This window comes from Neorhizobium sp. T25_27 (assembly GCF_002968565.1).
Classification (GTDB): domain Bacteria; phylum Pseudomonadota; class Alphaproteobacteria; order Rhizobiales; family Rhizobiaceae; genus Neorhizobium; species Neorhizobium tomejilense.
The window spans coordinates 1,133,747-1,158,142 of record NZ_PVBJ01000001.1; the positions used below are offsets into that span (position 1 = coordinate 1,133,747).

Genomic DNA, 24,396 nt, shown 5'->3' on the forward strand with positions numbered 1-24,396 from the left:
GCGCTTGGGATCGATTTCACCGTGCGGTGATCGCGGCTTTATGAGATTATCAACCTGCACGTTCCATGATGCCATCTCCCATTAGGAGAGGATGCCGGAATTGCCGATACCGCTTCGCGGCCTGCTGACCATACCGCTCTTGCTTCTGCCTGCCGCAGCGCTGGCGGGGGACCCTGCCGTTTGTGCGGCCCTTTACCGGAAACTTGGAAACAGCCCGCAGATCATCGGCAACACGTCTGCGGCGCGCAGCTACGCCCAGCAGCTTGGCGAATACAATGCCGATATCCGGGAGTTGCGGGTCGACATGCGCCGCGCCGGCTGCGGCAATGGTAGCGTCGTGGTTCTGGGTGGCCCGAATGCCGAGGTCTGCGGCCAGATGCGGGATGCGCTGGAAAGAATGGAGCAGAGCCGCGACGCGCTGGCGGCGGAACGGAACAGTTCGCGGCAGATGATCCTGCCCTCGGAAGAGCGGAATGCCATTCTCGCCGCCATTCGCGAACAGCGCTGCATCCCCTCGTTCGAGCCGCTGCCGCCTGTTGTCGACGATCGCCGAAAGGTGCCGGGCATCGAACTTCCGAGGGAAGAGCAGCCCTATTCCGGGATCACCAAACTGCAGACCCGCCCGCAAAAGCCGCAGGCCGCGGTCCAGCCGCCGGTGCTCACGCCGCCGCCGGAGCGGCCATACGATCCAAACAAGAAGGTGCGCACCGTCGGGCCGGCTTTCCTGCCTGAAGCGGATATCGACCTCAGCAATCCGAAATCGGCAGGACCGCAGCCGCAGCAGTGATCAACGGTTATCCCAGCGATCCTGAAAGATCAGCTCCTCCAGGGCCAACCGCTGGCGCCAGCCCTTGAGCGCCAATTCCGGCTCGGCGTAGAGGCGGTCGGTATAACCGAGGCACAGCCACGCGACGATCTCGACGCGATCGGGAATGCCCAGCAGCGCACGCACGTCCTCCTCGTGAAAGATGCTGACCCAGCCGACACCGACGCCCTCGGCCCTTGCCGCAAGCCACAGGTTCTGCACGGCGCAGACGGTCGAATAGACGTCCATGCGCGGGTTGTGGGTGCGGCCGAGCACGACCGGGCCGGCACGATCCGGATCGCAGGTGACGCAGATCGACAGCGGCGCCTTGACGATGCCTTCGAGCTTGAGGCTGCGATAGAGGTCACGGCTTTCCTCGGCAAACATCTCGACGGCTTCGTCATTGGCGCGCGAGAAGGCGGCACGAGCCGCCTCTCGCACTGCAGGATCGCGGATGAGGATGAAATTCCAGGGCTGCATGAAGCCGACCGAGGGTGCCGAATGCGCTGCGCCAAGCAGCCGCCTTACCAGGTCGTCCGGCAGTGGATCGGGCAGGAACTGGTCGCGCACGTCGCGGCGCGTCTCGATCGCCCTGTAGACGGCCGCGCGCTCGGCCTTCGAAAATTCACCGGCAGGCAGCAAGGCATGCGCGAAAGGATCAGGCTGCATCGTTTGTCCCCAACAATGCCGTCGCTCCCTTGCCCTTCAGAAGCAAAGAGAGGTCCGAAACCTTTCCGCTGTCCGCGCGGGCTGGTCTATCTTGTCAGGCCGGTCTTCTGACTTGGCTTCGTCCGCTTCCGCCGCCGCCTTCCCGGGAAAATCCCAGTGGCTTTCAATCCTGCGGCCGAGCGTCCACCTCACAGCGTTGGGCACGTTCCGGTTCCACCCCGGATTCCCGATTCTCCGGCTTGTCGCCGGCACCTGACAGGATCGGTTATGCCCTTACGCTATCCTCCGCGCAAGGCGCTCATGCGACTAGGAAATAGCGCACGTAGGCAAACTCATCGCCATCCGGCGACCAGTTCGGTGAATTCATCGTGCCCTGCCCGCCAAAGAGCTCGAACAGCGTTTCGACATTGCCGCCGTCCATGTCCATCAGCCTGACGCGGACGTCGAGATCGCGCGGGTGGTCGAAGACATCGGCGTCGTAGGAGACAAAGACGATCTTGTCACCCTTCGGTGACGGATGCGGGAACCAGTCGCCGTAACCGCCATCGGTGATCCGCTCGGCCACGCCGCCGGCGGCCGGAACCCGCCAGATCTGCGTCAATCCGGTGCGGCTGGAATTGAAATAGATCCATTTTCCATCCGGCGAAAAATCCGGCCCGTCGTTGCGGCCCTCGCCGAAGGTCAGCCGCGTCTCTGCGCCACCTTCGATGCCGATCGTATAGATGTCGAACTCGTCGCCGCGGATGCCGCAATAGGCGAAACTTTTTCCGTCCGGTGACCAGCCATGCCAGTAGGACGGCAGGTTCCGGGTCACCAGCCGTGGCACGCCGCCACCGGCGGGGAGCACATAGATCGCCGACTTGCCGAACTCTACCTTGTCGGAAATGGCGATCAGCGAACCGCCCGGCGAAATGCCGTGGTCGTTGTTGCATTGGCGGGCAAAGCCGGTATCGACCAGTCCTGGCCCGTCGTCACCCTCCGGTGACAGCCGATAGATCAGGCCCTCGCTGTTCAGCATCAGATAACACCCGTCGGGCGACCAGTTGGGCGCCTCGAACAGGGCTTCCGTCTGCCAGACCACCCGCATCGTCCTCGTCCGGATATTGAAGATCTCGACCGAGCTGCGCAGGGCCATGATCCTCTCCTACCGATCGCGGAACCGGTTGGTGATCGGATAACGCCGATCGCGGCCGAAGTTCTTCTTGGTGATCTTGACGCCCGGCGCCGATTGGCGCCGCTTGTATTCGGCGAGATAGAGCAGGTGCTCGATCCGGTGAACAGTTGCGATGTCGTGGCCGCGGGCAACGATCTCCTCGGTCCCCATTTCCAGCTCGACCAGGCATTCGAGGATATCGTCGAGCACCGGATAGGGCGGCAGCGAATCCTGGTCGGTCTGGTTGGGTCTGAGTTCCGCGGACGGGGCCTTGGAGATGATGTTCTTCGGGATCACCTCGCCGCTCGGGCCAAGAGCCGTCGGCGGCAGATGTTCGTTGCGCCAGGCGGCCAGCGCATAGACCTGCATCTTGTAGAGGTCCTTGATCGGGTTGAAGCCACCATTCATGTCGCCGTAGAGGGTCGCATAGCCGACCGACATTTCCGACTTGTTGCCAGTCGTCACCACCATCGAGCCGAACTTGTTGGAGATCGCCATCAGGATCGTGCCGCGCGCGCGGCTCTGGAGGTTCTCCTCGGTGATCCCCTCGTCGGTTCCTTCGAACAGTTCGGCCAGCGCCGACGAAAAACCGTCCACCGGCTCGGCGATCTGCACGATGTCGTAGCGGCAGCCGAGCGCCTTGGCGCAATCGGCCGCGTCCTTCAGCGAATCCTCGGACGTATAGCGGTAGGGCAGCATCACCGTGCGCACCCTCTCCTCGCCCAGCGCATCGACGGCGATCGCCGCGCAGATGGCACTGTCGATGCCGCCGGACAGGCCGAGCACGACCGACTTGAAGCCGTTCTTGTTGACGTAGTCGCGGAAGCCCAGAAGGCAGGCGCGATAGTCCGCCTCCTCCTTTTCCGGAATGCGCGCCATCGGCCCGCGGGCGCAATGCCAGGTCTCGCCAATCCGTCTCCATTCGGTGACGGCGACGGCCGGCTCGAACTGGCTCATCTGGAAAGCGAGCGACTTGTCGGTGTTGAAGCCGAAGCTGGCGCCGTCGAAGACCAGTTCGTCCTGGCCGCCGAGCTGGGCGGCATAGATCATCGGCAGGCCGGTCTCGATCACCTGCTTCAGAACGACCTGATGGCGGATGTCGACCTTGCCGCGAAAATAGGGCGAGCCGTTCGGCACGAGCAGGATTTCCGCCCCGCTCTCCGAGAGCGTCTCGCAGACGCCGAGATCGCCCCAGATATCCTCGCAGATCGGGATGCCGAGCCGGACGCCGCGGAAATTGACGGGGCCTGGCATCTCGCCGGCGATGAAAACCCGCTTCTCGTCGAACTCGCCGTAGTTCGGCAGGTCGATCTTGTCGCGCACCGCGATCACCTTGCCGCCGTCGAGCACGGCGATCGAATTGTGCCGGCCTTCCGCGCCCTGACGCGGGAAGCCGATGATGACGCCGGGGCCGCCGTCTGCCGTATCGGCCGCAAGCTCCTCCACCGCCTTCAGGCAGGCGTTGAGGAAAGCCGGTTTCAGGACGAGGTCCTCCGGCGGATAACCGGACAGGAAGAGCTCGGTGAACAGGATGAGATCCGCCTCTTCGCGGGCGGCATCCTTTCGGGCTTCTCGGGCCAGCGCCAGGTTGCCGGCGATATCGCCGACAGTCGGGTTGAGCTGGGCAACGGCGATACGGAGTGTCTGGCTTATATCCTGGGTCATGATACCGATTTAACGTCCGCAGCAGACGGCGGCAACGTCGTTCCGAGAGTTTTTTGTCATTCAGGCGGATGCGGGACGATCGCCCGGATAATGCGGCACGCCGTCCTCCGGCAATTGGTAGAAATCCCCCTTGTCGGCGCAATAGATATGCTCGCCCATGACAAGCCCGCTCGGCTGGTCGAAAGCGCCCGCCAGGATCGAAATGCTTGCCGCGCCTTCCGCCTGCCAGAACAGCGCGGAGCCGCATTGCGAGCAGAAGCCGCGCCGCGCCTCGTCGCTGGCGCGATACCAGCTGAGCCTCTCCTCGCCTTCGAGCGTCATGTTCTCGACGCGAACGCTGGTCGCCGCGTAATAAAGCCCAGTCTGGCGGCGGCATTGCGAACAATGGCAGGCCGTGACGGTCCGCAGCGGACCCACCGTCTCAAATCGGATCGCGCCGCACAGGCAACGACCGCTGTTCTTCTGCTCCATGCACCATCCTCGACGAAGCGACGGCCGAGTGTTGCGAGCGCGGGCCGCGAGGTCAAATCTATTCCGCTGATGATGATCATCAACGGAAGCCATATCAAGATGCAGAAAGGCCGGCGGTGACGCCGGCCTTCTTCGATTTTCAACGATCATGCGCGGCGGTTCAGCCGTTGACGACCATCCGCTTTTCGTCGCGGCCGCTCTTCATCCGCTCAGCGAGCAGGAAGGCGAGCTCCAAGGCCTGGTCGGCGTTGAGGCGCGGGTCGCAATGGGTGTGGTAGCGGTCCTGCAGGTCGCCGGCCGAGACCGCGCGGGCGCCGCCGGTGCATTCGGTGACGTCCTTGCCAGTCATCTCGATATGGATGCCGCCCGGATGGGTGCCTTCCGCACGATGGATCTGGAAGAAGCTCTCGACCTCCGACAGGATCCGCTCGAACGGCCGGGTCTTGTAGTTGTTGAGGGTGATCGTGTTGCCGTGCATCGGGTCGCAGGACCAGACCACCTTTTTGCCTTCGCGCTCGACGGCGCGGATCAGCTTGGGCAGGTTCTCGGCAACCTTGTCATGGCCGAAACGGCAGATCAGCGTCAGGCGGCCGGCTTCGTTGGCCGGGTTGAGCGCGTCAATCAATTCGATCAGGTTGTCGGGCTGCAGCGACGGACCACACTTGAGGCCGATCGGGTTCTTGATGCCGCGGAAATATTCGACATGCGCGTGGTCGAGTTGGCGGGTGCGGTCGCCGATCCACAGCATGTGGCCCGACGTCGCATACCAGTCGCCGGACGTGGAGTCGATGCGCGTGAAGGCTTCTTCGTAACCGAGCAGCAACGCTTCGTGGCTGGTGAAGAAGTCCGTCTCGCGCAGGCTCGGCTGGTTTTCCGAGGTGATGCCGATCGCGGTCATGAAGTCCATCGTCTCGCTGATGCGGTCTGCGAGCTTGCGGTAGCGTTCGCCCTGGGGGCTATCCTTGACGAAACCGAGCATCCACTTGTGGACGTTTTCGAGATTGGCGTAGCCGCCCATGGCAAAGGCGCGCAAAAGGTTGAGGGTTGCCGCCGACTGGCGATAGGCCATCATCTGGCGTTCCGGATCGGGAATGCGCGACTCCGGCGAAAACTCGATGCCGTTGATGATATCGCCGCGGTAGGACGGCAGTTCGACGCCTCCCTGCACTTCGACATTCGAAGAACGCGGCTTGGCGAACTGACCGGCGATGCGGCCGACCTTGACGACCGGAAGCTGGGCGCCATAGGTCAGGACAACCGCCATCTGCAGGAACGAACGGAAGAAGTCGCGGATGTTGTCCGCACCGTGTTCGACGAAGCTTTCTGCGCAGTCGCCGCCCTGCAGCAGGAAGGCATTGCCTTCCGCGACGCTGGCGAGCTGCTTCTTCAGCCGGCGGGCCTCACCGGCAAACACGAGCGGCGGAAAGGTGGCGAGCTGAGCTTCAGTCGCCGCCAACGCAGCCTTGTCCGGGAATTCCGGGAGCTGCTGGATCGGTTTTTGCCGCCAACTGCTCGGGGTCCAATTCTGTGCCATCTCGCTCACCTGTTTCAGCCTCGGCCATCTTCTGCCGGGCAAGTCTTTAAAATCGAGGCGGCTTATAGACCTTAACAGCGGCGTTGCATAGCCGTTTTGCCCGCCTTCACCGCCGGCCCGTCCCCCGCGAAGGGCCACGAATATCAAGCTGACGCCGTACCCGGGCGGATCGTATGCAGTATGAAATCAGGACATGCCTTGAATTTTAATCCCGTTCTTAGCCACAATTTCACGAATTTGCGCGACGTTCCTGCAGGGTTTTCTTGCTGGGGAGCAGGCGATGCATCCGATGACACGTTTCTGGAAGGATCGCGGCGGCAATTTCGGCGTCATGACTGCCTTTCTACTGGTTCCGCTGATCGGAACGGCCGGCCTGGCGCTCGATTTCGGCCACGCGCTGACCGTGAAGCAGCAACTCGTCGGCGCGGCCGATGCGGCCGCCGTCGGCGCGATCGCCGAAAAATCGAAGGCTGTCGCTCAGGCGATGCAATTGCAGGGCGACGGAAGCGTGGCGCTCGATCCGGCCGAGGCCCGAAGCATCTTCCTCGGCCAGATGTCCGGTGAGCTTTCCACCCTGCCGGTCAACGTCGATATCGCGGTCGCGAAGAACAACGGCATCCTGACCTCGCGCGTATCGTTCAGCGCGACCTTGCCGACCACTTTCATGACGATCCTCGGCAAGGACGACATCACCGTTTCCGGCCAGGCCACCGCGCAATACCAGACGCCGTCGTTCCTCGACTTCTACATGCTGCTGGACAATACGCCTTCGATGGGCGTTGGGGCGACACCTGTGGACGTCGCCAAACTCCGGGCAGCCACTATCAATGGCCGCAACGGAAAAGATAAGGATTGCGCGTTCGCCTGTCACGTCGTTTCGGAAAGCGGCGTCGAGGACAAGGATAGCTATTACAACCTCGCCAAAAAGATCGGGGCGACGATCCGCATCGACGTTGTGGCCGATGCGGTCGCCGCGCTGATGACGACCGCCAAGGATACGCAGACCGTTAGCAGTCAGTTCCGGATGTCGGCTTATACGTTCGGGCGCTCCGCACTCGACGCGAACCTCTATACAGTCGCCAGTCCGACGACCGACCTGGAGGCCCTCGGTAAGGCCACGGAAAATATCGGGTTGATGAGCATCCCAAGTCACGATTACCCGAACAATCAGACGGACTACAATGCGGCTCTCGCCGGCATCGACGAGAAGATCAAGTCGACGGGCAATGGCACCAGCACCGCCGACCGGCAGGCGATCGTCTTCCTGGTTGGCGATGGCGTCAGCGATGCGCAGCGCTCCAACTGCAAGAAAAAACTGACCCACACGAAAAAGGGGTCGGAACAGCTGCCGCGCTGCATGGAACCGATCGACGTAGAATACTGTAACGACATAAAGCTTCGGGGCGTGAAGATTGCCGTGCTCTACACAACCTACCTGCCCCTTCCGGAGAACGACTTCTACAAGAGCTGGATCGCGCCATTCCAGCCAAGCATACCGAACAACATGCGGGCCTGCGCCACCGAAGGTTATTATTTCGAGGTCAGCCCGACCGAAGGCATCGCCGCCGCCATGAATACCCTCTTCCGCAAGATCGTCAGCGCGCCGCGGATCACCAGCTAGCGGGAACTCGCGAGCGCGTCAGACGCGCTCGCCGTTCTTCACCCGGTAGCTCGGGTTGTACATGGTGACGAGCTCTTCCGAAGCCGTCGGATGGACGGCCATGGTGCGGTCGAAATCATCCTTGGTGACGCCGGCCTTCAGCGAAATGCCGAGAAGCTGCGCCATCTCGCCGGCATCGTGGCCTAGGATGTGGGCACCGACCACCTTGCGGCTTGCCGCGTCGACGACCAGCTTCATGATCATCTTCTCCGACCGTCCCGAAAGCGTCGCCTTCATCGGCCGGAATTCGGCGCGGTAGACCTCGATCTCCGGATAGCGCTTGGCGGCCTCCTCTTCCGACAGGCCGACCGTGCCGATCTCCGGCTGCGAGAAGACGGCGGTGGCGATCAGGTCGTGGTCGGGGGCGCTCGGATTGTCCTTGTACTCGGTTTCGATGAAGCACATCGCCTCGTGGATCGCCACGGGCGTCAACTGTACCCGGTCGGTGACATCTCCGAGGGCATAGATATGCGGCACGCTGGTGCGGGAATATCTGTCGACGACGATGGCACCACGCTCGTTCATCTCGACGCCCGCGGCCTCCAGGCCCAGCCCCTTGGTATTCGGATCGCGCCCAAGCGCCAGCATGATGGTGTCGACGGCCATCGTCTCGCCGTTCATTGTCCTGGCAACAAGCCCACCGGCTGGCGCCTTGGTGACCTCCTCGATCACATCGGTCAGCACGATGCGGATGCCCTTCTCGACCATCGCCTTGTGCAGGCCTTGGCGCATGTCATGGTCGAAGCGCGACAGGATCTCCTTGCCGCGATAGATCAGCGTCACGTCGACGCCGAGGCCGTGGAAGATGTTGGCGAATTCGACCGCGATATAACCGCCGCCGGCGATTAGGATGGAGCGCGGCAGCTCGGGCAGATCGAAGGCTTCGTTGGACGAGATGCAGAGTTCATGGCCGGGCAGCGCCGCATGCGGATTGGGCGCGCCGCCGGTGGCGATGACGATCCTTTCGGCGGTCACGGTCCTGCCGGTCTTCACGAGCCGGATCGTATGGGCATCGACCAGCTCGGCGCGGGTCTCGAGGATTTCCGCACCGTTGTTTTCGAGACCCTTGCGATAGAGGCCTTCGAGGCGGGCGATCTCCCTGTCCTTGGCGGCGATCAGCTTCTTCCAATCGAACATGCTCGCTCCGACTTCCCAGCCGTAACCGACCGCATCCTCGAAATGTTCGTGATATTGCGATGCGTAGACGAAGAGCTTCTTCGGCACGCAGCCGCGAATGACGCAGGTGCCGCCGAAACGATATTCCTCGGCGATCGCCACCCGCTTGCCGAGCGATGCCGCCACGCGGCCCGCCCTCACGCCGCCCGATCCGCCGCCAATCACGAAGAGATCATAGTCATAGGCGGTCATGGTATTCTCCTTGAGAGCAGGCGGCTGGATGTGGCTCACATATAGGGATGAGAGGCCCAAAAGGAAAAGCCCGGATTGCTCCGGGCTTCCTTAAAATTCGACGGGCCGACGATGTTATCAGGGCTTCGGCGCTGGTGCCGGGGCCGGAGCCGGCTTGGCAGCCGGGGCGGCGGGCTTGGCCGGAGCGGTGGCGGCCGGAGCAGCGGGCTTGGCCGCAGGCGCAGCAGCGGGCTTGGCCGGGGCCGGCGGAGTGGCAGGCTTTACCGGTGCGGGTGCAGCGGCCTGTGCTTCCGGTGCCGGATCGACGACCGGCGCCTGGATCGGATTTGCGTCGATGATGCCGCGCAGCTTTTCCGAGCTGTGGTTGGTCAGGTCGCGGGAAATCCCGTTTGCCCAGATTTCAGCGGCCTTGGTCAGTTCACGGCTGACGAGCGGCTGGTTGGTCAGCAGCTTCTTGCCGGTCTCGGTGTTGAAGAAGGTAGAAATCGACTTCAGTTCATCGACCGAAAAGCTCTTGGCGTAGATGGTCGCTGCTTCCTTCTCGAGATCGGCGCGGCGCGGCGCGAGCACGAGCGCCTGCTCGTCGACGACGTTGGAGATCTGGCCCTGGAAGTTCGGGGAGGCCTGGATGAACTGGGCCTTCAGACGCTCTGCCAGGTTGGGCAGGATATTGTCGTAACGATCCGTGACGTTGAGCGACGCGATCGCATCGCGCGCAGCGGCAAGCTGGGCTTCCGAAACTTCCTGCGCGCGAGCCGATACCGTGAAGGCGCCGGAGAAGAGGATGGCCACAGCGGCGGCACGGCCGAAAAGCGCGAATCTGATCATGAGTTGGTTGCTCCTAGTTTACTTCGCCTCAAGCGTCCGCGCTCCAGCCTCACCGGCAATGATCGCTAAGGACGCCATATGAATGAACAGCCCGTGTTCCACGACACCGGGAATGAAATTAAGCTCCGCCGACAGTGCGTCTGCATCAGGAATGCGGCCAAAAGATGCGTCGAAAATGTAGTGGCCGCCATCTGTCGTGAAGACTTCAGCCCCCGATTTGCGCAGCTTCAATTCACCGGTCAATCCTAACCGGGAAGCGGCCTTTTCGATGGCAATCTGCGTCGCCGTCTGGCCGAAGGGATTGATCTCGATCGGCAGCGGATAGGCTCCGAGCATATCGACCAGCTTGCTTTCGTCGGCAATCACGATCATGCGGGCAGACGCCGCGGCGACGATCTTTTCGCGCAGCAATGCACCGCCGCCACCCTTGATCAGGGTCAGGTTGGCATCGACTTCATCGGCACCGTCAATCGTCAGATCGAGTTCCGGGAGCTCTTCGAGCGATTTCAGCGGAATGCCGAGCTCGACGCAGAGCCTCGCGGTGCGCTCGGATGTCGGCACGCCTTCGACCTTGAAGCCGCCGTGGACCTTTTCGGCAAGTAGCCTGACGAATTCGTCCGCCGTCGAACCGGTGCCGATACCCAGCCGCATGCCGTCCTCGACATAGGCCAGTGCCGCTTGCGCCGCCTTGACTTTCATTTCCCGGGCGTCCATCCGCCAAAAGCTCCCCGCTGTTTTCGCCGACCCGCTGTTTACACGCCTCTCCCCACAAACGAAAGTCCCCTCGCGGCGGGTTTTACGAAGCCATGGGTTTTACGAAGGTGGGCGAATCTCGCATATTTGCTTTTCACGGCAGCATTGCTTAATCCGGGGCATCTCCCGAACGACGCTCACGAGGTTCCATTGACCGCTCCACTCGTCATTTTCGACCTCGACGGCACGCTGATCGACACCGCACCGGATCTTATCGACAGCCTCAACTATACGATCGAGGACGAAGGTCTCCAGCCGGTGACCTTCGAGGACCTCACCCATCTCGTCGGCCAGGGCGTGCGCGTGATGATCCGCCGCGCCTTCGAACTTCGCAGGGTTCCGCTCGACGAGCCGACGGCGGCCAGGCTGTTTGATCGCTATATGGAGCACTACGAGGCGCAGATGCCAGGCAGGAGCCGCCCCTATGACGGCGTCGTCGCATGTCTCGACCGCCTGTCAGCAGCCGGGATGCGGCTCGCGGTCTGCACCAACAAGTCCGAGCGGCTCGCCTTCCCGCTTCTCGAAAAGCTCGGCCTCCTGGATCGCTTCGTCGCGATGACCTGCGGCGATACTTTCGCCGTCCGCAAGCCGGATGCCCGGCACATTTTCGGTACGATCGAACGGGCCGGCGGAATTCCGGCGACGAGCATCATGATCGGCGACAGCGTCAACGATATCCTTGCCGCGCAGAATGCCGGCATTGCCTCCGTCGCCGTGACCTTCGGTTATTCCGACGTCGCAGTCGATACGCTCAACCCGGATCAGGTGATCGGCGGTTATGACGAGCTGACCGTGGGGATGGTGGAAACGCTGATTTCCGCCGACGTGACGCGGCTGGCGGCTGCCAAATAAAAAGCGGCCCGGAGGCCGCCTTCTTCTGCAATCCGAAACTCATTCTCAGCCCAAAGCTGACCTTAGCCGACCTTAGCTCTGGGCCGCCCGGACCTTGGTGGTCGCCACGAAAGCCTTCACCGTCGCATTGTCGCGGCCGTAGACGTCGTCGAAATACTCGACCTTGCCGTCCTTGTTCGGCCAGGCGGTGAAGTAGGCGACGTAAACCGGAATCCTGACCGGCACCTTGGTCGAGACGTTCTCGCCGGCGGCGATCCGTCCGTTCACGTCGTCGATCGTGGTGCCGAGTACGGCAGCCGCCATCTTGCGCGGTTCGGCAAGACGCACGCAGCCGTGGCTCAGCGCCCGCATGTCGCGCTGGAAGAAGCTCTTCGAGGGCGTGTCATGCATGTAGATCGCGTGGCTGTTCGGGAACAGGATCTTCAGGTCGCCGAGCGCGTTGTCACCCGACGGTGGCTGACGCACGGAGATCTTCTCGGTGGAGCCGAACCAGTTGATGCTGCTCGACGAGACCGCCCTGCCGCCGACCGACACCTCATAACCCATTCGGTCGAGGTAGCTCGGATCCTGGCGCAGGTGCGGCAGCATCTCGTTGATGATGATCGACTGTGGCACGCCCCAATAGGGGTTGAACTCGACGGTTTCGATTTCGTCCTGGAAGAAATAGGTCTGGTTGGACTTGCTGCCGACCACGACGCGCATCGAAAACTGTTCCGCACCACGGTCATGGTAATAGACCGTGAAGGCCGGCTGGTTGATGAAGACGTAACGCTGGCCGAGATCGTCCGGCAGCCAGCGCGCCTGTTCCATGGCGACTTCGACCTTCTCGATCTTGTCCTTCGACGTATGGCCGACCATCTTGCGCACCGTCGCATTGCCGATGACGCCATCGGCCTTGAGACCGACTTCCGCCTGGAAGGACTTCACGACGTCGACGAGTTCCGGCGTGTAGTCCGGGGTCTGCTGATAGGCCGTCAGCGTCGCCGCATGCTTGGTCTTCAGCGCTTCCGAGCCGGTGTGCTGGATGGCGGCGATGATGCTCGCCATATCCGCGCTGCTCTTGCCCGGCTTCAGGAGAATGTCGCTCGGCAGCGAGATCTGCGGACCGTCGTTGGCCGCTGCGGCGCGCAGCGTTGCAAGCTCGGCCTTCAGCGCCTGGAATTGAGGGCCCTGCGGCGCAAGGCCTTCGAGGTAGGCCGCCACGTCGGTACCGGTCTGCGCGAAAGGCAGGACGAGCGGGAGCTTGACGTCCTTGCGCTTGAAGTCGTGGTAACCGGACACCTTGTTCGGGTCGATGCGGCCACGCGTCATGTCCTGGGCGAACGTCAGCACCTTTTCCGACAGCGCGAGTTCGAACTGCATCAGCGCGCGATCGTGGCTGTCGGCGGCGGAAACCGGTGCAGATGCCGTTGCGGAGACATTGATGGGGGTTGTAGCATCCGTCGGCGCAGCAACGCTTGCCGTGGTCAGCGCCGGGACCGGCAGGACGTAGTCTGCCGGTTCCAGCCCGTATTCGCCGGCCCGCTCGAAGAGCGACAGCACGCCCCTCGCCTTCTCGTTGACGTCGCCGGCGGTGACCCAGAGAGGCTCGGCAGCCTTGCTGTAGAAGGCTTCGAGCGCGGTCGCGATTTCCGCCGGCGCCGAAACCTTGGCCTCGGCGATGAGGCGCGTGCCGTCCGTCGCGGATGCTGCTGCGAAGGCGGTCGTCTTCACGGCCCGCTCGGCATCCGGCTTGTAGGTGTAATATCGAGGACCGGAGACTTTCGGCAGCGGCTCGGGATCGGCGAGGCTGCGCTCGGTCGGCATGCCGGAATTGCCGCCGACGCCCGGCAGGCCGTTATCGTGCCGCCCTGCCCGTTCCGCGCCGGGACCGCCGCGCAAGAGATCGAGAAGTGTCACGGCATGTGCGGGAACGGCCGCACCGGTAAACATCGAGATGCCGGAGACGAGCGCCAATGCGATCGAAGTTCTTTTGTGTTTGTACTGCAATGTCGTCCCCGTCACCTGCATCCGCGTCTTGATCCGCGGGCTCGAATATATATCACGCCATCTAACCGATCGCGTGAGGGATGGAAAGAAACGCCCGAGCGGCCGGCGGGTTTCGGCTCCGCCGGAAACAGCATCGGTGCGCAGCCGGAAGGTTAAGAAACTATTCGTTAAATTTTTACTGACGACCACCGACAAGCACCCGGCCAGAGGGCGGATTCCGCTGTATAATTCCGCTGTCCGTGTCATAAAAGGCACGACGAAAGCCTGCCAAAAAGCCTGTTCGGCCGGCTTGCGGACGTTCACCAATCGTATAGTAATGCCGCCGGCCGGCTCCGACGCGGTAACGCGTTGTTGATCTTTAAGGACACCGGCAGCGACCACGAGCAAAAAGAGGCAGCGAAGATGGCATCGACCCGCACCGAAACCGATACGTTTGGCCCGATCGACGTGGCGAGCGACCGTTATTGGGGGGCCCAGGCGCAGCGCTCGCTCGGCAACTTCAAGATCGGCTGGGAAAAACAACCGCTCGCGGTCGTGCGTGCGCTCGGCATCGTCAAGCAGGCCGCCGCCCGCGCCAATATGGAACTGGGCGGCCTCGACGCTTCGATCGGCAAGGTCATCGTCGAAGCGGCCCAGGAAGTCATCGACGGCAAGCTCGACGACCATTTCCCGCTGGTCGTCTGGCAGACGGGTTCCGGCACCCAGTCGAACATGAACGCCAACGAAGTGATCTCCAACCGCGCGATCGAAATGCTCGGCGGTGTGATGGGCTCCAAGAAGCCCGTGCATCCGAACGACCACGTCAACATGAGCCAGTCGTCGAACGATACCTATCCGACGGCCATGCATATCGCCTGCGTCGAAACCATCGTGCGCCACCTGATCCCGTCGCTGAAGCAGCTGCACGAAGCGCTGGAAGTGAAGGTCAAGGCCTTCTCCCACATCATCAAGATCGGCCGCACCCACACGCAGGATGCCACCCCGCTGACGCTCGGCCAGGAATTTTCCGGTTATGCGGCGCAGGTCGGCTCGGCGATCGCCAATATCGAGCTGACGCTGCCGGCACTTTCCAAGCTCGCCCAGGGCGGCACGGCGGTCGGTACCGGCCTCAACGCCCCGGTCGGCTTTGCCGAAAAGGTCGCTGAGGAGATCTCGAAGATCACCGGCCTGCCCTTCGTCACGGCCCCCAACAAGTTCGAAGCACTCGCCTCGCACGACTCGATGGTGTTTGCGCACGGCGCGATCAACGCCGCCGCCGCCGCTCTCTTCAAGATCGCCAACGACATCCGTTTCCTCGGCTCCGGCCCGCGTGCGGGCCTTGGCGAACTGTCGCTGCCGGAAAACGAGCCGGGTTCGTCGATTATGCCGGGCAAGGTCAACCCGACCCAGTCGGAAGCGCTCACCCAGGTCTGCGCCCACATCTTCGGAAACCATGCGGCTCTCACCTTCGCCGGCAGCCAGGGCCATTTCGAGCTCAACGTCTACAATCCGATGATGGCCTACAATTTCCTGCAGTCGGTGCAGCTGCTCGGCGACGCCGCGGTCTCCTTCACCGACAATTGCGTGGTCGGCATCGAAGCCCGGGAAGACAATATCAGACGCGGCGTGGAAAACTCGCTGATGCTGGTCACAGCGCTTAACACCAGGCTCGGCTACGACATCTGCGCCAAGATCGCCAAGACAGCCCACAAGAACGGCACGACGCTCCGTGAAGAAGCAGTCGGCGGCGGATACCTGACGAACGAGGAGTTCGACCAGTATGTCCGCCCTGAAAACATGATCGGCCCCAAATAAGGGGACCTGATTTACAATATAACCAGCAAGCCGGCCTCCCGATTAGCGGGCTTTCTCTTTCGGTCAGCCTACATTGGTTAATTCCGACAATATATCAACATTCTACAGGTGAATATCTTTTCGGGCTCGAAGTCTGTAAACCCATTAGTTTTGAGGGAAAATCGGGTATTTCAGAAATGCGAAATAAATTTAAGAATAAGCTTTTCAGCTCGCACCCCTTAATTCTTTTCGAACATTTTTCACATACTACTTCATTTTATAGCATACAGGTGGGATCTAGTGGGGATCGTCGATGACGACGGCAACGGCGCCGAGAGCGCAATCTAGCGATCTGATCGGCCAGATCATCTACGCGGTGCGATCGATGGGCGTCGCCCCGATCCCTCGCAATTATCAGCTTTTTTACGAGGCCTATATCGGTTCCAATCCCGACCTGACCCGTGATCTGGCGGGGCTCGGAAGCCGTGCCACGCAGGAGGAGCTGGACGCGCTTTCGCATCGTTACCTTGGAACCGGCCAGGTGGCCGTCATCGAAGACGCCCATTCCAGGATTCTTGGCGAACTCGACGCGCTCCTGAAGCTGCTGCGTCAGGAGCAGAACTCGCTCGAGAGCTACGGCAAGCTGCTTGGAGAAACCGCTCAGCGGATCAACTCGAAGAGCAATTTTTCCAACGACCTGCTGACCAGCGCGCTGGCGCTCCTGAGCGAGGCAACCGGCAGCACCATGGCGCACGGCGAAAAGACCGTCGGCGGCGTCGTCCAACGCTCGCAGGAAATGGACCAGGTCCGCCGGGAACTCGATGAATACAAGCGTATCGCCAACACCGATTCGCTGACCCGGATCGCCAACCGCCGTGCCTTCGACGAGCGCCTTGCGGCGACTTACGACAATACGGCCCTGCTGCCGGTCACCGCACTGGTACTGGCCGATATCGACAACTTCAAGAAAATCAACGACAGCTACGGCCATCCGGTCGGCGACAAGATCCTCGCGACGGTTGCTTCCGTGATCCGCTCGAACGTCCGCAAGGATGTCTTCGTCGCCCGCTCCGGCGGCGAGGAATTCGCGATCATCGTCGAAGGCAACACGCCGGAAGAGGTGGTGATCATCTGCGAGCGGGTCCGCCGCGCACTGGAAACCCGCATCTTCCGCAATTCGCGCTCCGGCATCGACTACGGCCCGGTCACCATTTCTCTCGGCTTTGCGATGGCCTCGCAGGCGAGCGATCCCGGAGAACTCTACGCCAATGCCGATACGGCCCTCTACAACGCCAAGAACTCCGGCCGGAACCGCTCGATCTTCTTTGATGACAGCATGAAGAAGGACTATGTCGGCAAGAGCTGGCTGATCTACAGGAAGTAGATTTCCCTCAGTCGCAGGCCGAGACGCCTGCGGCGCCGGCGATGGCCAGCAGTTCCGGGCGGTATTCGAAATGCATGGTGTCGTAGTGATACCAGCGACCGCCCCAGATAAAGCCATGGCGCTCGAACGCCGCGGCGATCTTCATCGGAAAGCGGTTTTTGTAGTTCGGGACATTGCCGGGTTTGCCTCCCGACCAAAGCCAGTAATCGGCGTATTTCGTGTTGAGATCGATCGCCGCGCCAAAACTGTGGACGGAGAGATTGGTCTGTCCAGCAACCTTGCGCCAGTTGAAGACGCCGGCCGACGGCGTCAGGTAGGTTTTCAGGCCCGGGTCGGCGGCAAGCTCATCGCGGACGGCGGCGAGCGCCTTGTCGACCCCGTTACGGCTGGTGACGCGCACCGTCTCTCCGAACCATGCGACCGGCACGAGGCTCGACTGCACGGCATTGGCGCTCGCGCCATAAAGGCGCTTCATCAACTCGTCGCTGCGGATGCGGCCCGGATCGGAATCGACCGGCGGGCGGTATTCGCATGCGCCCGACCGATACGCCTGAGACAGGCTGTCCTCGACATCGCCCTCGGCCAGCATTTGCGCATGGCTGCGCCTGGTCCCGTCGTCGATCGGAATCGGCGCGCCCTCCTTCATGATCAGCCTGCCCTCGCGGCTGGCCACGATCATGTCGGGATAGGCCTTCACGAGGGCCGCGATCTTCTCCTCCAGGCGCAATTCGCGCGCCTCGCCCGGGCCGCAGACGAGGACCGACAGCATCACGGCTGCCGCCCGGAGGAACGGCCTGTCAGTAGACCAGGACATTGACGTAATCGCCGCGGGGGCCTCGAAAGATCTGCACGTTGATCATGACATTCCCGCGGACGACGGCGTTGCGAGCGGCCCGATCGATGGTGCCACGGCTGATCATGCGCTCGACGAGTTCCCGATTGCCGGCATCGTCGAAGAAGCTGTCGCTCTGGTCGCCGCGCTGCGAGACGCCGAAGCGATGAAAATTCGCGCGATCCTGGCGGACAATCTGCCAGGGCTCCTGCAGGCGCACATTGTTGGAATTGTACAGGTCGTCCTCGCCGATGAAGGCCGTATATTCCTCGATCAACTGGTCCGCACGCGCCGCTTGGGCGCCGAACATCGTCGCAGCCAGGACCACCGCCGCAAAGCCGGTTCCAAACTTCATGAAATCCCCCGTGCCCGTCCCCTATGGCGGGTCGATTCGATTGTCGCCTCGAGCGCTGGAAATGTCCATGAGGACGGCGACTAGGCATGTCTTCTTCACGAAGAAAACGCCGGTGCGGCGTCTACCACATGGTCTTGGCGGCGCGCTCCGGCCATTCCCGGTCGTAGGTCTCCCTGTCGAAGTCGGCCTTGGCCGCCTTCAGCAGCGTTCCGGGCGTCGGCAGGTTCTTCGGATCGACGAAATGCTCCGGGTTCCAGAGTTCGGCGCGTATCAGGGCGCGGGCGCACTGGAAATAGACCTCGTTGACGGTGATCACCGTGACGCTGCGCGGATGCCGGCCGTCCATCTCGAAGCTTTCGAGCAGCGCGGGCTCCACCGAGATCACGGCGCGGCCGTTGATGCGCATCGTCGTGTTCGAGCCGGGTACCAGAAACATCAAAGCCACGCGCGGGTCGCGCACGATATTGATCAGCGAATCGATGCGGTTGTTGCCGCGCCAGTCGGGCAGAAGCAGCGTCGAATCGTCCTCGATACGCACCGCCCCGCCGAGATCGCCGCGCGGCGAGCAGTCGAGCCCTTCCGGCCCCACGGTCGCGAATGCGAGGAAAGGCGAGGCCTCGATCATCTGCCGGTATTCCGGGGTCAGCGTCTTCGTCACCTTGGCGAGCGAAGCCTCCGAGACGCCGTCATAGATCGCCTTCAGTTCCTCGACGGATGTGATGATGGTCATGGCTCGCCCCTCTGGTATCGGCGGGCCTTAGCCCGCGCGGGCGACACTATGATGACGTCCCCTGTGGATCAAGCAGCGGCGTCGTTGCCGGGCTTGGCGGCGATGGAGGTTTCGCGCAGCGGCCGGCGATCGTTCGTCAGGAAGGAGGCAATGGTCTCGATCACGCCGCGGTCGCTGACGATGCGGCGATGCCCGAGCCCGTTCGCCCATTCGAGCCGTGCCGTGGCAAGCCCCTCGAAACGGCGGGCGTGGTCGGCGGCTACCTCCTTGTCCTCCTCGGCATGCACGACCAGCAGGGGCGTTTCGAGCCGCGCGGCGCTTGCCACCGTGTCGAAATCGTCGAGCGAGGCGCCGGCTATCTTTTCTGCCCGCCGGATCAGCAGCGCCTTGACGCGCGGCGGCAGGCCGACCATCCGCGAAAAATCGTCGAACAGCCAATGGATATGGCTCGGCGCACCGATAACTACCAGCTTCGAGGGAGAGATCGAGCCGACTTGCCTCATCACCCCGCCGGCGGCGAGCATCATGCTCGCACCGCCGAACGAATGACCGACCGCCGCATCGAAATGGCCAAACCGGTTCTCCGCCGCAACGATCGCCTCGACGGCCTGGCGCATGTTGAGGCTGCGGCCGCTGGAAAGCCCATGGCCGGGAAAATCGAGCACCACGACCTCGGCGCCGGTTTCGGCCAGGCCCGCCGGCAGCGCGGCGATATAGGCGGCATTGGAGCCCCAGCCGTGCACGACCAGGTAACGGGGCCGGCCGGGCTTGCCGTCGCCGTTGAAGCGATAGGCCATCACCGTCGAGCGTCCGACGGTGAGCGGGATCTTCTGGGCGGCCGAGAGCCGCTCCCGCCCCTCATTCTCCATCGCCCTCGCCTTGCCGCCCTTGGGACGGCGCGAGGGCGTCAGGCAGAAGAGCCGAAAGGCGAGCCCGGCTGCGGCATTGGGGAAAGGCCGCCCCATGGCGGCAAATCCGAAACGGATGACCTTGAGTGCAAAGGATGGCATAGTGAGAAAACCCAATAATGTTCAATGCTGAACAATAAAGTACAATGATGAACAAAAATCAATCCCTCCCTTGGGATCATCCGCGTTTTCGCAGTTGGATTGCCGTCGCCCGCGCCTGCCAGTTGATGCAAACCGTGCTGACCCGCGAACTCACCGAACTTGACATCAAGCCACCGCATCTCGACATCCTGATCAATCTCTACCGGTTCGAGGGGATCTCCCAGCAGGAGCTCGCCCACAAACTGCTGGTGGGGCGTTCCAACATGAGCATGGCGCTGCCGCAGATGGAAAAGCGCGGGCTGATCGAGCGGCGCGGCGATACGAAGGACAAGCGCGTGCTGCGCCTCTACCTGACCCGGGAAGGCCGCTCGGTGACGGAAAAGGCGATGGCGATCCAGACGGCGCTGATCGAGCGGACGCTCTCCTCCGAGCCGCTGGATCAATGCATGGCGATGGCGGAGTCCATGGAGCGGCTGATCGTCACCCTGCAGTCGGAAATCCGGGAGGACAGCCGCGAACCGGCCTGACCACCGCTTGACGCCTACCGCGTTCTCTGCGGCGGATCGCGGGAGAGGCCCTTCTCGATGAGATCGCGCTCATAGTCGGCAAACAGTTCGGCTCCGCGCTCGCCCAGTTCGCGCAGGTAAGGCCAGGTGAAGATGCCGCTGTCATGGCCGTCGTCGAAGCGGATCCGCACCGCGTAGTTGCCGGCCGGCGTGATCGCCGCGATGCCGACATTGCGCTTGCCGGGCACGGTGACCTTCTGGCCGGGACCATGCCCCTGCACTTCCGCCGAAGGCGACAGCACGCGCATCGTTTCGGCCGGCAGTGGAAAAGCCGCGCCGTCGCTGAAGGTAACGTTCAGCGTGTGGCGGTCCTTGGAGACCCTCAGTTCCGTCGGCCAGATGTCGCTCATGCTTTTCAGGCTCCCGATTGTCATATGCCTGGCGGAGGATTATGAGCTACGGCGTTTCGCTGCAAGCGGTTTTGCGTCCGTCGCTGTACTATCTGGATCGATGTCATACACTTGACGCGACGGCTCGAAACCCCCACTTTCCGGGTAAGGGAGATTATCACGTGAACAGTTTCGCAGGACCGGTCGGAGGAGCAGCCCCGATCATCGCCGACCAGGCGCCGATGATCGATCCGTTCGGCCGTGCGGTCACCTATCTGCGCGTCTCGGTCACCGACCGCTGCGATTTCCGCTGCACCTATTGCATGGCGGAAAACATGACCTTCCTGCCGAAAAAGGACCTGCTGACGCTCGAAGAGCTCAACCGGCTCTGTTCCGCCTTCATTTCCAAGGGCGTCCGCAAGATTCGCCTGACCGGCGGCGAGCCGCTGGTGCGCAAGAACATCATGTTTCTGGTGCGCGAGCTCGGCCAGCACGTCAAGGCCGGCGCTCTCGACGAACTGACGCTGACGACCAACGGGTCGCAGCTGGCAAAATATGCCGACGAGCTCTATGACAGCGGCGTGCGTCGCATCAATGTCTCGCTCGACACGCTGAACCCCGAAAAATTCAAGGCGATCACCCGCTGGGGCGATTACCACAGGGTCATGGAAGGCATCGACGCCGCCCAGAAAGCCGGGCTGAAGATCAAGCTGAATGCCGTGGCGCTGAAGGAATTCAACGAATTCGAGATCGCCGACATGCTGCGTTTCGCGCATGGCCGCGGCATGGACATGACGGTGATCGAGACCATGCCGATGGGCGAGATCGACGAGGACCGCACCGACCAATATCTGCCGCTCTCCAAGCTGCGCGCCGATCTCGAAGAGCAGTTCACGCTGACAGAGATCCCCTACAAGACCGGCGGCCCCGCCCGTTATGTCGAAGTGAAGGAAACCGGCGGCCGCTTGGGCTTCATCACGCCGATGACCCATAATTTCTGCGAGAGCTGCAACCGCGTGCGTCTCACCTGCACCGGCACGCTCTACATGTGCCTCGGCCAGAACGACGCGGCCGACCTGCGCACCGCGCTGCGCGCCTCCGAAAACGACGGCTATCTGTCGGCCGCGATCGACGAAGCGATCACCCGCAAGCCCAAGGGCCACGATTTCATCATCGATCGCACCCACAAGCGCCCCGCCGTCGCCCGCCACATGAGCGTCACCGGTGGGTGATATCCGCGCCGGGGTCAGGGATCGCAGCGGCGACCGCTGCCGCCGCCCGGGGATTATCGCGAAATATGGGGATCATCGCGAAATATCGACATGATGTACTCCGTGCGGCAAGGGCACCCGCGCGATCCGTCGCAGCGACGGCGTATCGCCCCTGATCACCCTGAAGACTTCAAGCCCCGCCCCGGTCTCGGGGCCTGCACCCTCATGTCCCTCGAAAACGGTTGCGAGAAGGTGATCACCCGTCAGGTCGAAGGTTCCGCCCTCGGGCAAAACACCCTCGAACGTATAGTCGCCAACCTTGTGTAGCCTGCCCGCGGCCGGATCGAACGTCAGAAGCGATACGGCCGCCTCGCGTTCATGACGCGGAGACCCGGGCGGAAAGGACGTGCCGCGCATGTTGATCGTCGCAACAAGCCGGCCATCCGGGCTCACCGCCATTCCTTCGGCCGAAACGCCGGTGTCGACTGTCATCAACCGCTCGTGCCGGGCTTCGGACGCCTCGGGGTCCGCCAGCCGGATCACGGTCATGGTGGAGGACGCATTCGGGATGCGGCCATCGAGGCTGGTCGCGGTGAAATCGCGCCCCCAGTTCGATGTCAGATAGTGGCGGCCATCCGGCGTGAAGCGGCCGACAAAAGGATCCCTGCCCACCTCCACGCTGTTGCCCCAGGGCTGCAAGGCAGGCTCCTGATCGCTATCGGCAAATTCGAAGAACGCGACACGGTTCCGCGTGTTGATATTGGCCGCCAGGAACCGCCCGGAAGGATGCCATTGAACATTGGTGGCCGTCACGCCGCCCCGCGGAGCATCCAGCGATCCGGGAATGCCGAGTTCAGCCAGATCGAAGCGGGCGACTTCGCCGAATCGGCCATCGGCAAATTCGACGATCTGAAGCAGGGCCGCATCGGCGGTATTGGAAACGACCGCCACCCGCTGCCCGTTCGGGCTGACGGCCAATGCCTCCGGATTGATGCCGACCTCCACCGTATCGGCAAGCTTCGGCGTGGATGGGTCGGAGAGATCGACGGCAAACAGCCGCCTGCCTGGCGGCAGGTCCCTGACCGTTCCGCCGCCATCCGGCCGCTCGCCCAATCGTTCGGTCACGAATGCCGTGCTGCCGTCCGGCGTCAGTTCCAGGATTTCGGGCGCCGCCGTCACCGAGTTCGAGACGGGGACCGAACCTCTCGTCACGCGGCCATTGGCTATCGATAGAATGGTGAGCACGTCCCTGTGCCCAGCCTCCTTGGGAGCCAGTACTGAATCGGCGTAGGTGCGCGCCAGATAGTCGCCGTCGGAGATGACGGCGACGCGACCGGCCGAGATCGCGCCCAGGATATCCGCCGATTGCGCGACAGCAGTACCGGGCGCCACGGTCGCCAAGGAAAGGGCTGTGCCTGCGAGAAAAACCAAAGCCTTCATGATCCATTCTCCTTCCGAGAAGCGGCGACATTTGCCGCCTATTGCCTGAAGGGAGGATAGGGTCCACTCTGATAGAGTTCCAATCGGAATTCCATCATCTGTGATAGGCAAAACATATCAGGAATGTCGATGGATATACGCTCCATGGCCTGCTTCGTGGCGGTCGCCGAAGAATTGCATTTCCGCCGGGCGGCCGAGAGGATGCACCTCACCCAGCCCTCGCTTAGCCAGCGCATTCGTGCCCTCGAGCTGGAGATCGGCACGGACCTCTTCGCGCGCGATCGCCGCAGCGTCGCGCTGACGCCGGCCGGCCAGGCGTTCCTCGAACCCGCCCGGCGGGCGATTGAAAATGCCGAAGTCGCCCGGCAGCAGGCGTTACGGGCGTTTCGCGGCGAAGTCGGCCGGCTGCGGCTGGGTTTCACGGTCATCGCCTTCTACGGCATCCTGCCGGAAGCGGTGCAGGCGTTCCGGAAGCGCTATCCGCAGGTCGAGATAGAGCTTGTCGAGCTCAACTCCCCGTCGCTCGAAACCGCACTGATGACGGGAACGATCGATCTGGCGGTCCTGCATCCACCGCTCGTCAATCCTGAACTGGCGACCCATGATCTGCCGGCCGAGCCTCTCGTCCTGGCATTGCCGGAAAGCCATCCGCTTGCGATGAAAACCGAGATCCGGCTCTCCGAGCTCGCCGACGAACCCTTCCTCCTCGCACCCCGCTCCATCGGACCGAGCATCTACGACAGGGTCATCGCTCTCTTCCGGGACCAGGGCATCAGCCCGCGCATCGTGCAGGAGGTTACGCCCATGACCACACTTGCAGGCCTGGTGGCGGCGGGGGTCGGAATGGGGTTCGTCACGGGCGGCCTGTCTCGCCTGCCGCGTCCCGGCGTCGTTTTCCGGCCAGTCACGCCGACGCCGCCATCGTTGCCGATGGCGGCGTCCTGGTTGAAACCGCGACTTTCTGCGATCGGGCAGCGCTTCCTCGAAACGGTCTCGGCGCTTGCCTGACTGTCCAGGCC

The 24,396-nt window shown here is 62.6% G+C and carries 22 protein-coding genes, 1 pseudogene and 1 riboswitch; of the genes and pseudogenes, 8 read left to right on the forward strand and 15 right to left on the reverse strand.

Translation table 11 applies throughout. The features are described from left to right. Nucleotides 1-91: 91 nt before the first annotated feature. The gene (locus C5J24_RS05640; RefSeq protein ID WP_105416200.1) at nucleotides 92-787 is read left to right on the forward strand and encodes a hypothetical protein; all 696 of its coding nucleotides are present in this window, start codon (nucleotides 92-94) and stop codon (nucleotides 785-787) included. On the opposite strand, the gene bluB is transcribed toward C5J24_RS05640, so the two are convergent. The 5 genes from bluB to C5J24_RS05665 all read right to left on the reverse strand — a co-directional run bounded on the left by bluB (nucleotide 788) and on the right by C5J24_RS05665 (nucleotide 6,297). Then, nucleotides 788-1,474 carry a 5,6-dimethylbenzimidazole synthase gene (bluB, locus tag C5J24_RS05645; protein WP_105416202.1) on the reverse strand — a complete coding sequence of 229 codons (687 nt, stop codon included), beginning with the start codon at nucleotides 1,472-1,474 and terminating at the stop codon, nucleotides 788-790. Nucleotides 1,475-1,553: 79 nt separating this feature from the next. Further along, nucleotides 1,554-1,745: riboswitch (cobalamin riboswitch) on the reverse strand. Between the two features lie 27 nt (nucleotides 1,746-1,772). After that, nucleotides 1,773-2,603 (reverse strand): TolB family protein, encoded by an 831-nt coding sequence (locus C5J24_RS05650; RefSeq protein ID WP_105416685.1) that lies wholly within the window; start codon nucleotides 2,601-2,603, stop codon nucleotides 1,773-1,775. Nucleotides 2,604-2,618: 15 nt separating this feature from the next. Beyond that, nucleotides 2,619-4,292, reverse strand: a complete 1,674-nt coding sequence (locus C5J24_RS05655) for an NAD+ synthase (protein ID WP_105416204.1) — start codon at nucleotides 4,290-4,292, stop codon at nucleotides 2,619-2,621. 60 nt (nucleotides 4,293-4,352) lie between these two features. Then, complete coding sequence (locus tag C5J24_RS05660; RefSeq protein WP_105416206.1) at nucleotides 4,353-4,763, reverse strand: GFA family protein; 411 nt, start codon at nucleotides 4,761-4,763, stop codon at nucleotides 4,353-4,355. 160 nt (nucleotides 4,764-4,923) lie between these two features. Continuing rightward, nucleotides 4,924-6,297: a class II 3-deoxy-7-phosphoheptulonate synthase gene (locus C5J24_RS05665; protein WP_105416208.1), complete on the reverse strand. Its 1,374-nt coding sequence runs from the start codon at nucleotides 6,295-6,297 to the stop codon at nucleotides 4,924-4,926. A gap of 280 nt (nucleotides 6,298-6,577) precedes the next feature. On the opposite strand from C5J24_RS05665, the gene C5J24_RS05670 reads away from it, so the two are divergent. After that, nucleotides 6,578-7,918 (forward strand): TadE/TadG family type IV pilus assembly protein, encoded by a 1,341-nt coding sequence (locus tag C5J24_RS05670; protein WP_105416210.1) that lies wholly within the window; start codon nucleotides 6,578-6,580, stop codon nucleotides 7,916-7,918. A gap of 18 nt (nucleotides 7,919-7,936) precedes the next feature. On the opposite strand, the gene gor is transcribed toward C5J24_RS05670, so the two are convergent. From gor to rpiA, 3 genes and pseudogenes are all read right to left on the reverse strand, one after another. Then, a complete protein-coding gene (gene gor, locus C5J24_RS05675; RefSeq protein ID WP_105416212.1) occupies nucleotides 7,937-9,325 on the reverse strand; it encodes a glutathione-disulfide reductase in 1,389 nt (462 codons plus the stop codon). 264 nt (nucleotides 9,326-9,589) lie between these two features. After that, nucleotides 9,590-10,153: pseudogene (locus C5J24_RS05680) on the reverse strand (DUF2059 domain-containing protein); the annotation flags it as partial. 18 nt (nucleotides 10,154-10,171) lie between these two features. Next, on the reverse strand, nucleotides 10,172-10,867 hold the full coding sequence (rpiA, locus tag C5J24_RS05685; RefSeq protein WP_105401328.1) for a ribose-5-phosphate isomerase RpiA: 696 nt from the start codon (nucleotides 10,865-10,867) through the stop codon (nucleotides 10,172-10,174). A gap of 189 nt (nucleotides 10,868-11,056) precedes the next feature. Here rpiA and C5J24_RS05690 point away from each other — a divergent pair, with 189 nt between their 5' ends. After that, complete coding sequence (locus tag C5J24_RS05690) at nucleotides 11,057-11,758, forward strand: HAD family hydrolase (protein ID WP_105416216.1); 702 nt, start codon at nucleotides 11,057-11,059, stop codon at nucleotides 11,756-11,758. Nucleotides 11,759-11,830: 72 nt separating this feature from the next. Here C5J24_RS05690 and C5J24_RS05695 read toward each other — a convergent pair whose 3' ends face one another. Next, nucleotides 11,831-13,768, reverse strand: coding sequence for a L,D-transpeptidase family protein (locus tag C5J24_RS05695; protein ID WP_105416218.1), 1,938 nt, complete (start codon nucleotides 13,766-13,768; stop codon nucleotides 11,831-11,833). A gap of 381 nt (nucleotides 13,769-14,149) precedes the next feature. Between C5J24_RS05695 and fumC the strand changes: the two genes are divergently transcribed. Both fumC and C5J24_RS05705 read left to right on the forward strand, forming a co-directional pair. Continuing rightward, nucleotides 14,150-15,541, forward strand: coding sequence for a class II fumarate hydratase (gene fumC, locus C5J24_RS05700; protein WP_046606369.1), 1,392 nt, complete (start codon nucleotides 14,150-14,152; stop codon nucleotides 15,539-15,541). Nucleotides 15,542-15,833: 292 nt separating this feature from the next. Further along, nucleotides 15,834-16,904 (forward strand): GGDEF domain-containing protein, encoded by a 1,071-nt coding sequence (locus C5J24_RS05705; protein WP_105416221.1) that lies wholly within the window; start codon nucleotides 15,834-15,836, stop codon nucleotides 16,902-16,904. 7 nt (nucleotides 16,905-16,911) lie between these two features. Here the strand turns inward: C5J24_RS05705 and C5J24_RS05710 are convergent, their stop codons facing one another. The 4 genes from C5J24_RS05710 to C5J24_RS05725 form a co-directional block, all read right to left on the reverse strand. Next, a complete protein-coding gene (locus C5J24_RS05710; RefSeq protein WP_105416223.1) occupies nucleotides 16,912-17,718 on the reverse strand; it encodes a M15 family metallopeptidase in 807 nt (268 codons plus the stop codon). Further along, nucleotides 17,702-18,091 carry a hypothetical protein gene (locus C5J24_RS05715; protein WP_046669606.1) on the reverse strand — a complete coding sequence of 130 codons (390 nt, stop codon included), beginning with the start codon at nucleotides 18,089-18,091 and terminating at the stop codon, nucleotides 17,702-17,704. Before C5J24_RS05715 ends, C5J24_RS05710 begins: the two co-directional genes overlap by 17 nt. 121 nt (nucleotides 18,092-18,212) lie before the next feature. Next, nucleotides 18,213-18,821, reverse strand: coding sequence for a pyridoxamine 5'-phosphate oxidase family protein (locus C5J24_RS05720; protein WP_105416225.1), 609 nt, complete (start codon nucleotides 18,819-18,821; stop codon nucleotides 18,213-18,215). Nucleotides 18,822-18,889: 68 nt separating this feature from the next. Next, the gene (locus C5J24_RS05725) at nucleotides 18,890-19,831 is read right to left on the reverse strand and encodes an alpha/beta fold hydrolase (protein ID WP_105416226.1); all 942 of its coding nucleotides are present in this window, start codon (nucleotides 19,829-19,831) and stop codon (nucleotides 18,890-18,892) included. Nucleotides 19,832-19,878: 47 nt separating this feature from the next. On the opposite strand from C5J24_RS05725, the gene C5J24_RS05730 reads away from it, so the two are divergent. Further along, nucleotides 19,879-20,358, forward strand: a complete 480-nt coding sequence (locus C5J24_RS05730) for a MarR family winged helix-turn-helix transcriptional regulator (RefSeq protein ID WP_105401455.1) — start codon at nucleotides 19,879-19,881, stop codon at nucleotides 20,356-20,358. A 14-nt stretch (nucleotides 20,359-20,372) separates the two neighbouring features. On the opposite strand, the gene C5J24_RS05735 is transcribed toward C5J24_RS05730, so the two are convergent. Beyond that, nucleotides 20,373-20,747 carry a gamma-butyrobetaine hydroxylase-like domain-containing protein gene (locus C5J24_RS05735; RefSeq protein WP_105401321.1) on the reverse strand — a complete coding sequence of 125 codons (375 nt, stop codon included), beginning with the start codon at nucleotides 20,745-20,747 and terminating at the stop codon, nucleotides 20,373-20,375. Between the two features lie 221 nt (nucleotides 20,748-20,968). On the opposite strand from C5J24_RS05735, the gene moaA reads away from it, so the two are divergent. Next, nucleotides 20,969-21,958 carry a GTP 3',8-cyclase MoaA gene (gene moaA, locus C5J24_RS05740; RefSeq protein ID WP_371673842.1) on the forward strand — a complete coding sequence of 330 codons (990 nt, stop codon included), beginning with the start codon at nucleotides 20,969-20,971 and terminating at the stop codon, nucleotides 21,956-21,958. 72 nt (nucleotides 21,959-22,030) lie between these two features. Here moaA and C5J24_RS05745 read toward each other — a convergent pair whose 3' ends face one another. After that, nucleotides 22,031-23,377 (reverse strand): hypothetical protein, encoded by a 1,347-nt coding sequence (locus tag C5J24_RS05745; protein WP_105416230.1) that lies wholly within the window; start codon nucleotides 23,375-23,377, stop codon nucleotides 22,031-22,033. Nucleotides 23,378-23,506: 129 nt separating this feature from the next. Here C5J24_RS05745 and C5J24_RS05750 point away from each other — a divergent pair, with 129 nt between their 5' ends. Further along, nucleotides 23,507-24,385: a LysR family transcriptional regulator gene (locus tag C5J24_RS05750; RefSeq protein WP_105416687.1), complete on the forward strand. Its 879-nt coding sequence runs from the start codon at nucleotides 23,507-23,509 to the stop codon at nucleotides 24,383-24,385. Nucleotides 24,386-24,396 lie beyond the last annotated feature (11 nt).

What these genes read in the sequence shown, in the direction of transcription:
- C5J24_RS05640 (WP_105416200.1), top strand. Translation starts at nt 92, where the DNA reads ATGCCGGAATTGCCGATACCGCTTCGCGGCCTGCTGACCATACCGCTC.
- C5J24_RS05735 (WP_105401321.1), bottom strand. Translation starts at nt 20,747, where the DNA reads ATGAGCGACATCTGGCCGACGGAACTGAGGGTCTCCAAGGACCGCCAC.
- C5J24_RS05705 (WP_105416221.1), top strand. Translation starts at nt 15,834, where the DNA reads ATGACGACGGCAACGGCGCCGAGAGCGCAATCTAGCGATCTGATCGGC.
- moaA (WP_371673842.1), top strand. Translation starts at nt 20,969, where the DNA reads ATGATCGATCCGTTCGGCCGTGCGGTCACCTATCTGCGCGTCTCGGTC.
- C5J24_RS05660 (WP_105416206.1), bottom strand. Translation starts at nt 4,763, where the DNA reads ATGGAGCAGAAGAACAGCGGTCGTTGCCTGTGCGGCGCGATCCGATTT.
- C5J24_RS05750 (WP_105416687.1), top strand. Translation starts at nt 23,507, where the DNA reads ATGGATATACGCTCCATGGCCTGCTTCGTGGCGGTCGCCGAAGAATTG.
- C5J24_RS05655 (WP_105416204.1), bottom strand. Translation starts at nt 4,292, where the DNA reads ATGACCCAGGATATAAGCCAGACACTCCGTATCGCCGTTGCCCAGCTC.
- bluB (WP_105416202.1), bottom strand. Translation starts at nt 1,474, where the DNA reads ATGCAGCCTGATCCTTTCGCGCATGCCTTGCTGCCTGCCGGTGAATTT.
- gor (WP_105416212.1), bottom strand. Translation starts at nt 9,325, where the DNA reads ATGACCGCCTATGACTATGATCTCTTCGTGATTGGCGGCGGATCGGGC.
- rpiA (WP_105401328.1), bottom strand. Translation starts at nt 10,867, where the DNA reads ATGGACGCCCGGGAAATGAAAGTCAAGGCGGCGCAAGCGGCACTGGCC.
- C5J24_RS05670 (WP_105416210.1), top strand. Translation starts at nt 6,578, where the DNA reads ATGCATCCGATGACACGTTTCTGGAAGGATCGCGGCGGCAATTTCGGC.
- C5J24_RS05710 (WP_105416223.1), bottom strand. Translation starts at nt 17,718, where the DNA reads ATGTCCTGGTCTACTGACAGGCCGTTCCTCCGGGCGGCAGCCGTGATG.
- C5J24_RS05715 (WP_046669606.1), bottom strand. Translation starts at nt 18,091, where the DNA reads ATGAAGTTTGGAACCGGCTTTGCGGCGGTGGTCCTGGCTGCGACGATG.
- C5J24_RS05720 (WP_105416225.1), bottom strand. Translation starts at nt 18,821, where the DNA reads ATGACCATCATCACATCCGTCGAGGAACTGAAGGCGATCTATGACGGC.
- C5J24_RS05725 (WP_105416226.1), bottom strand. Translation starts at nt 19,831, where the DNA reads ATGCCATCCTTTGCACTCAAGGTCATCCGTTTCGGATTTGCCGCCATG.
- C5J24_RS05695 (WP_105416218.1), bottom strand. Translation starts at nt 13,768, where the DNA reads ATGCAGGTGACGGGGACGACATTGCAGTACAAACACAAAAGAACTTCG.
- C5J24_RS05730 (WP_105401455.1), top strand. Translation starts at nt 19,879, where the DNA reads ATGAACAAAAATCAATCCCTCCCTTGGGATCATCCGCGTTTTCGCAGT.
- C5J24_RS05745 (WP_105416230.1), bottom strand. Translation starts at nt 23,377, where the DNA reads ATGAAGGCTTTGGTTTTTCTCGCAGGCACAGCCCTTTCCTTGGCGACC.
- C5J24_RS05665 (WP_105416208.1), bottom strand. Translation starts at nt 6,297, where the DNA reads ATGGCACAGAATTGGACCCCGAGCAGTTGGCGGCAAAAACCGATCCAG.
- fumC (WP_046606369.1), top strand. Translation starts at nt 14,150, where the DNA reads ATGGCATCGACCCGCACCGAAACCGATACGTTTGGCCCGATCGACGTG.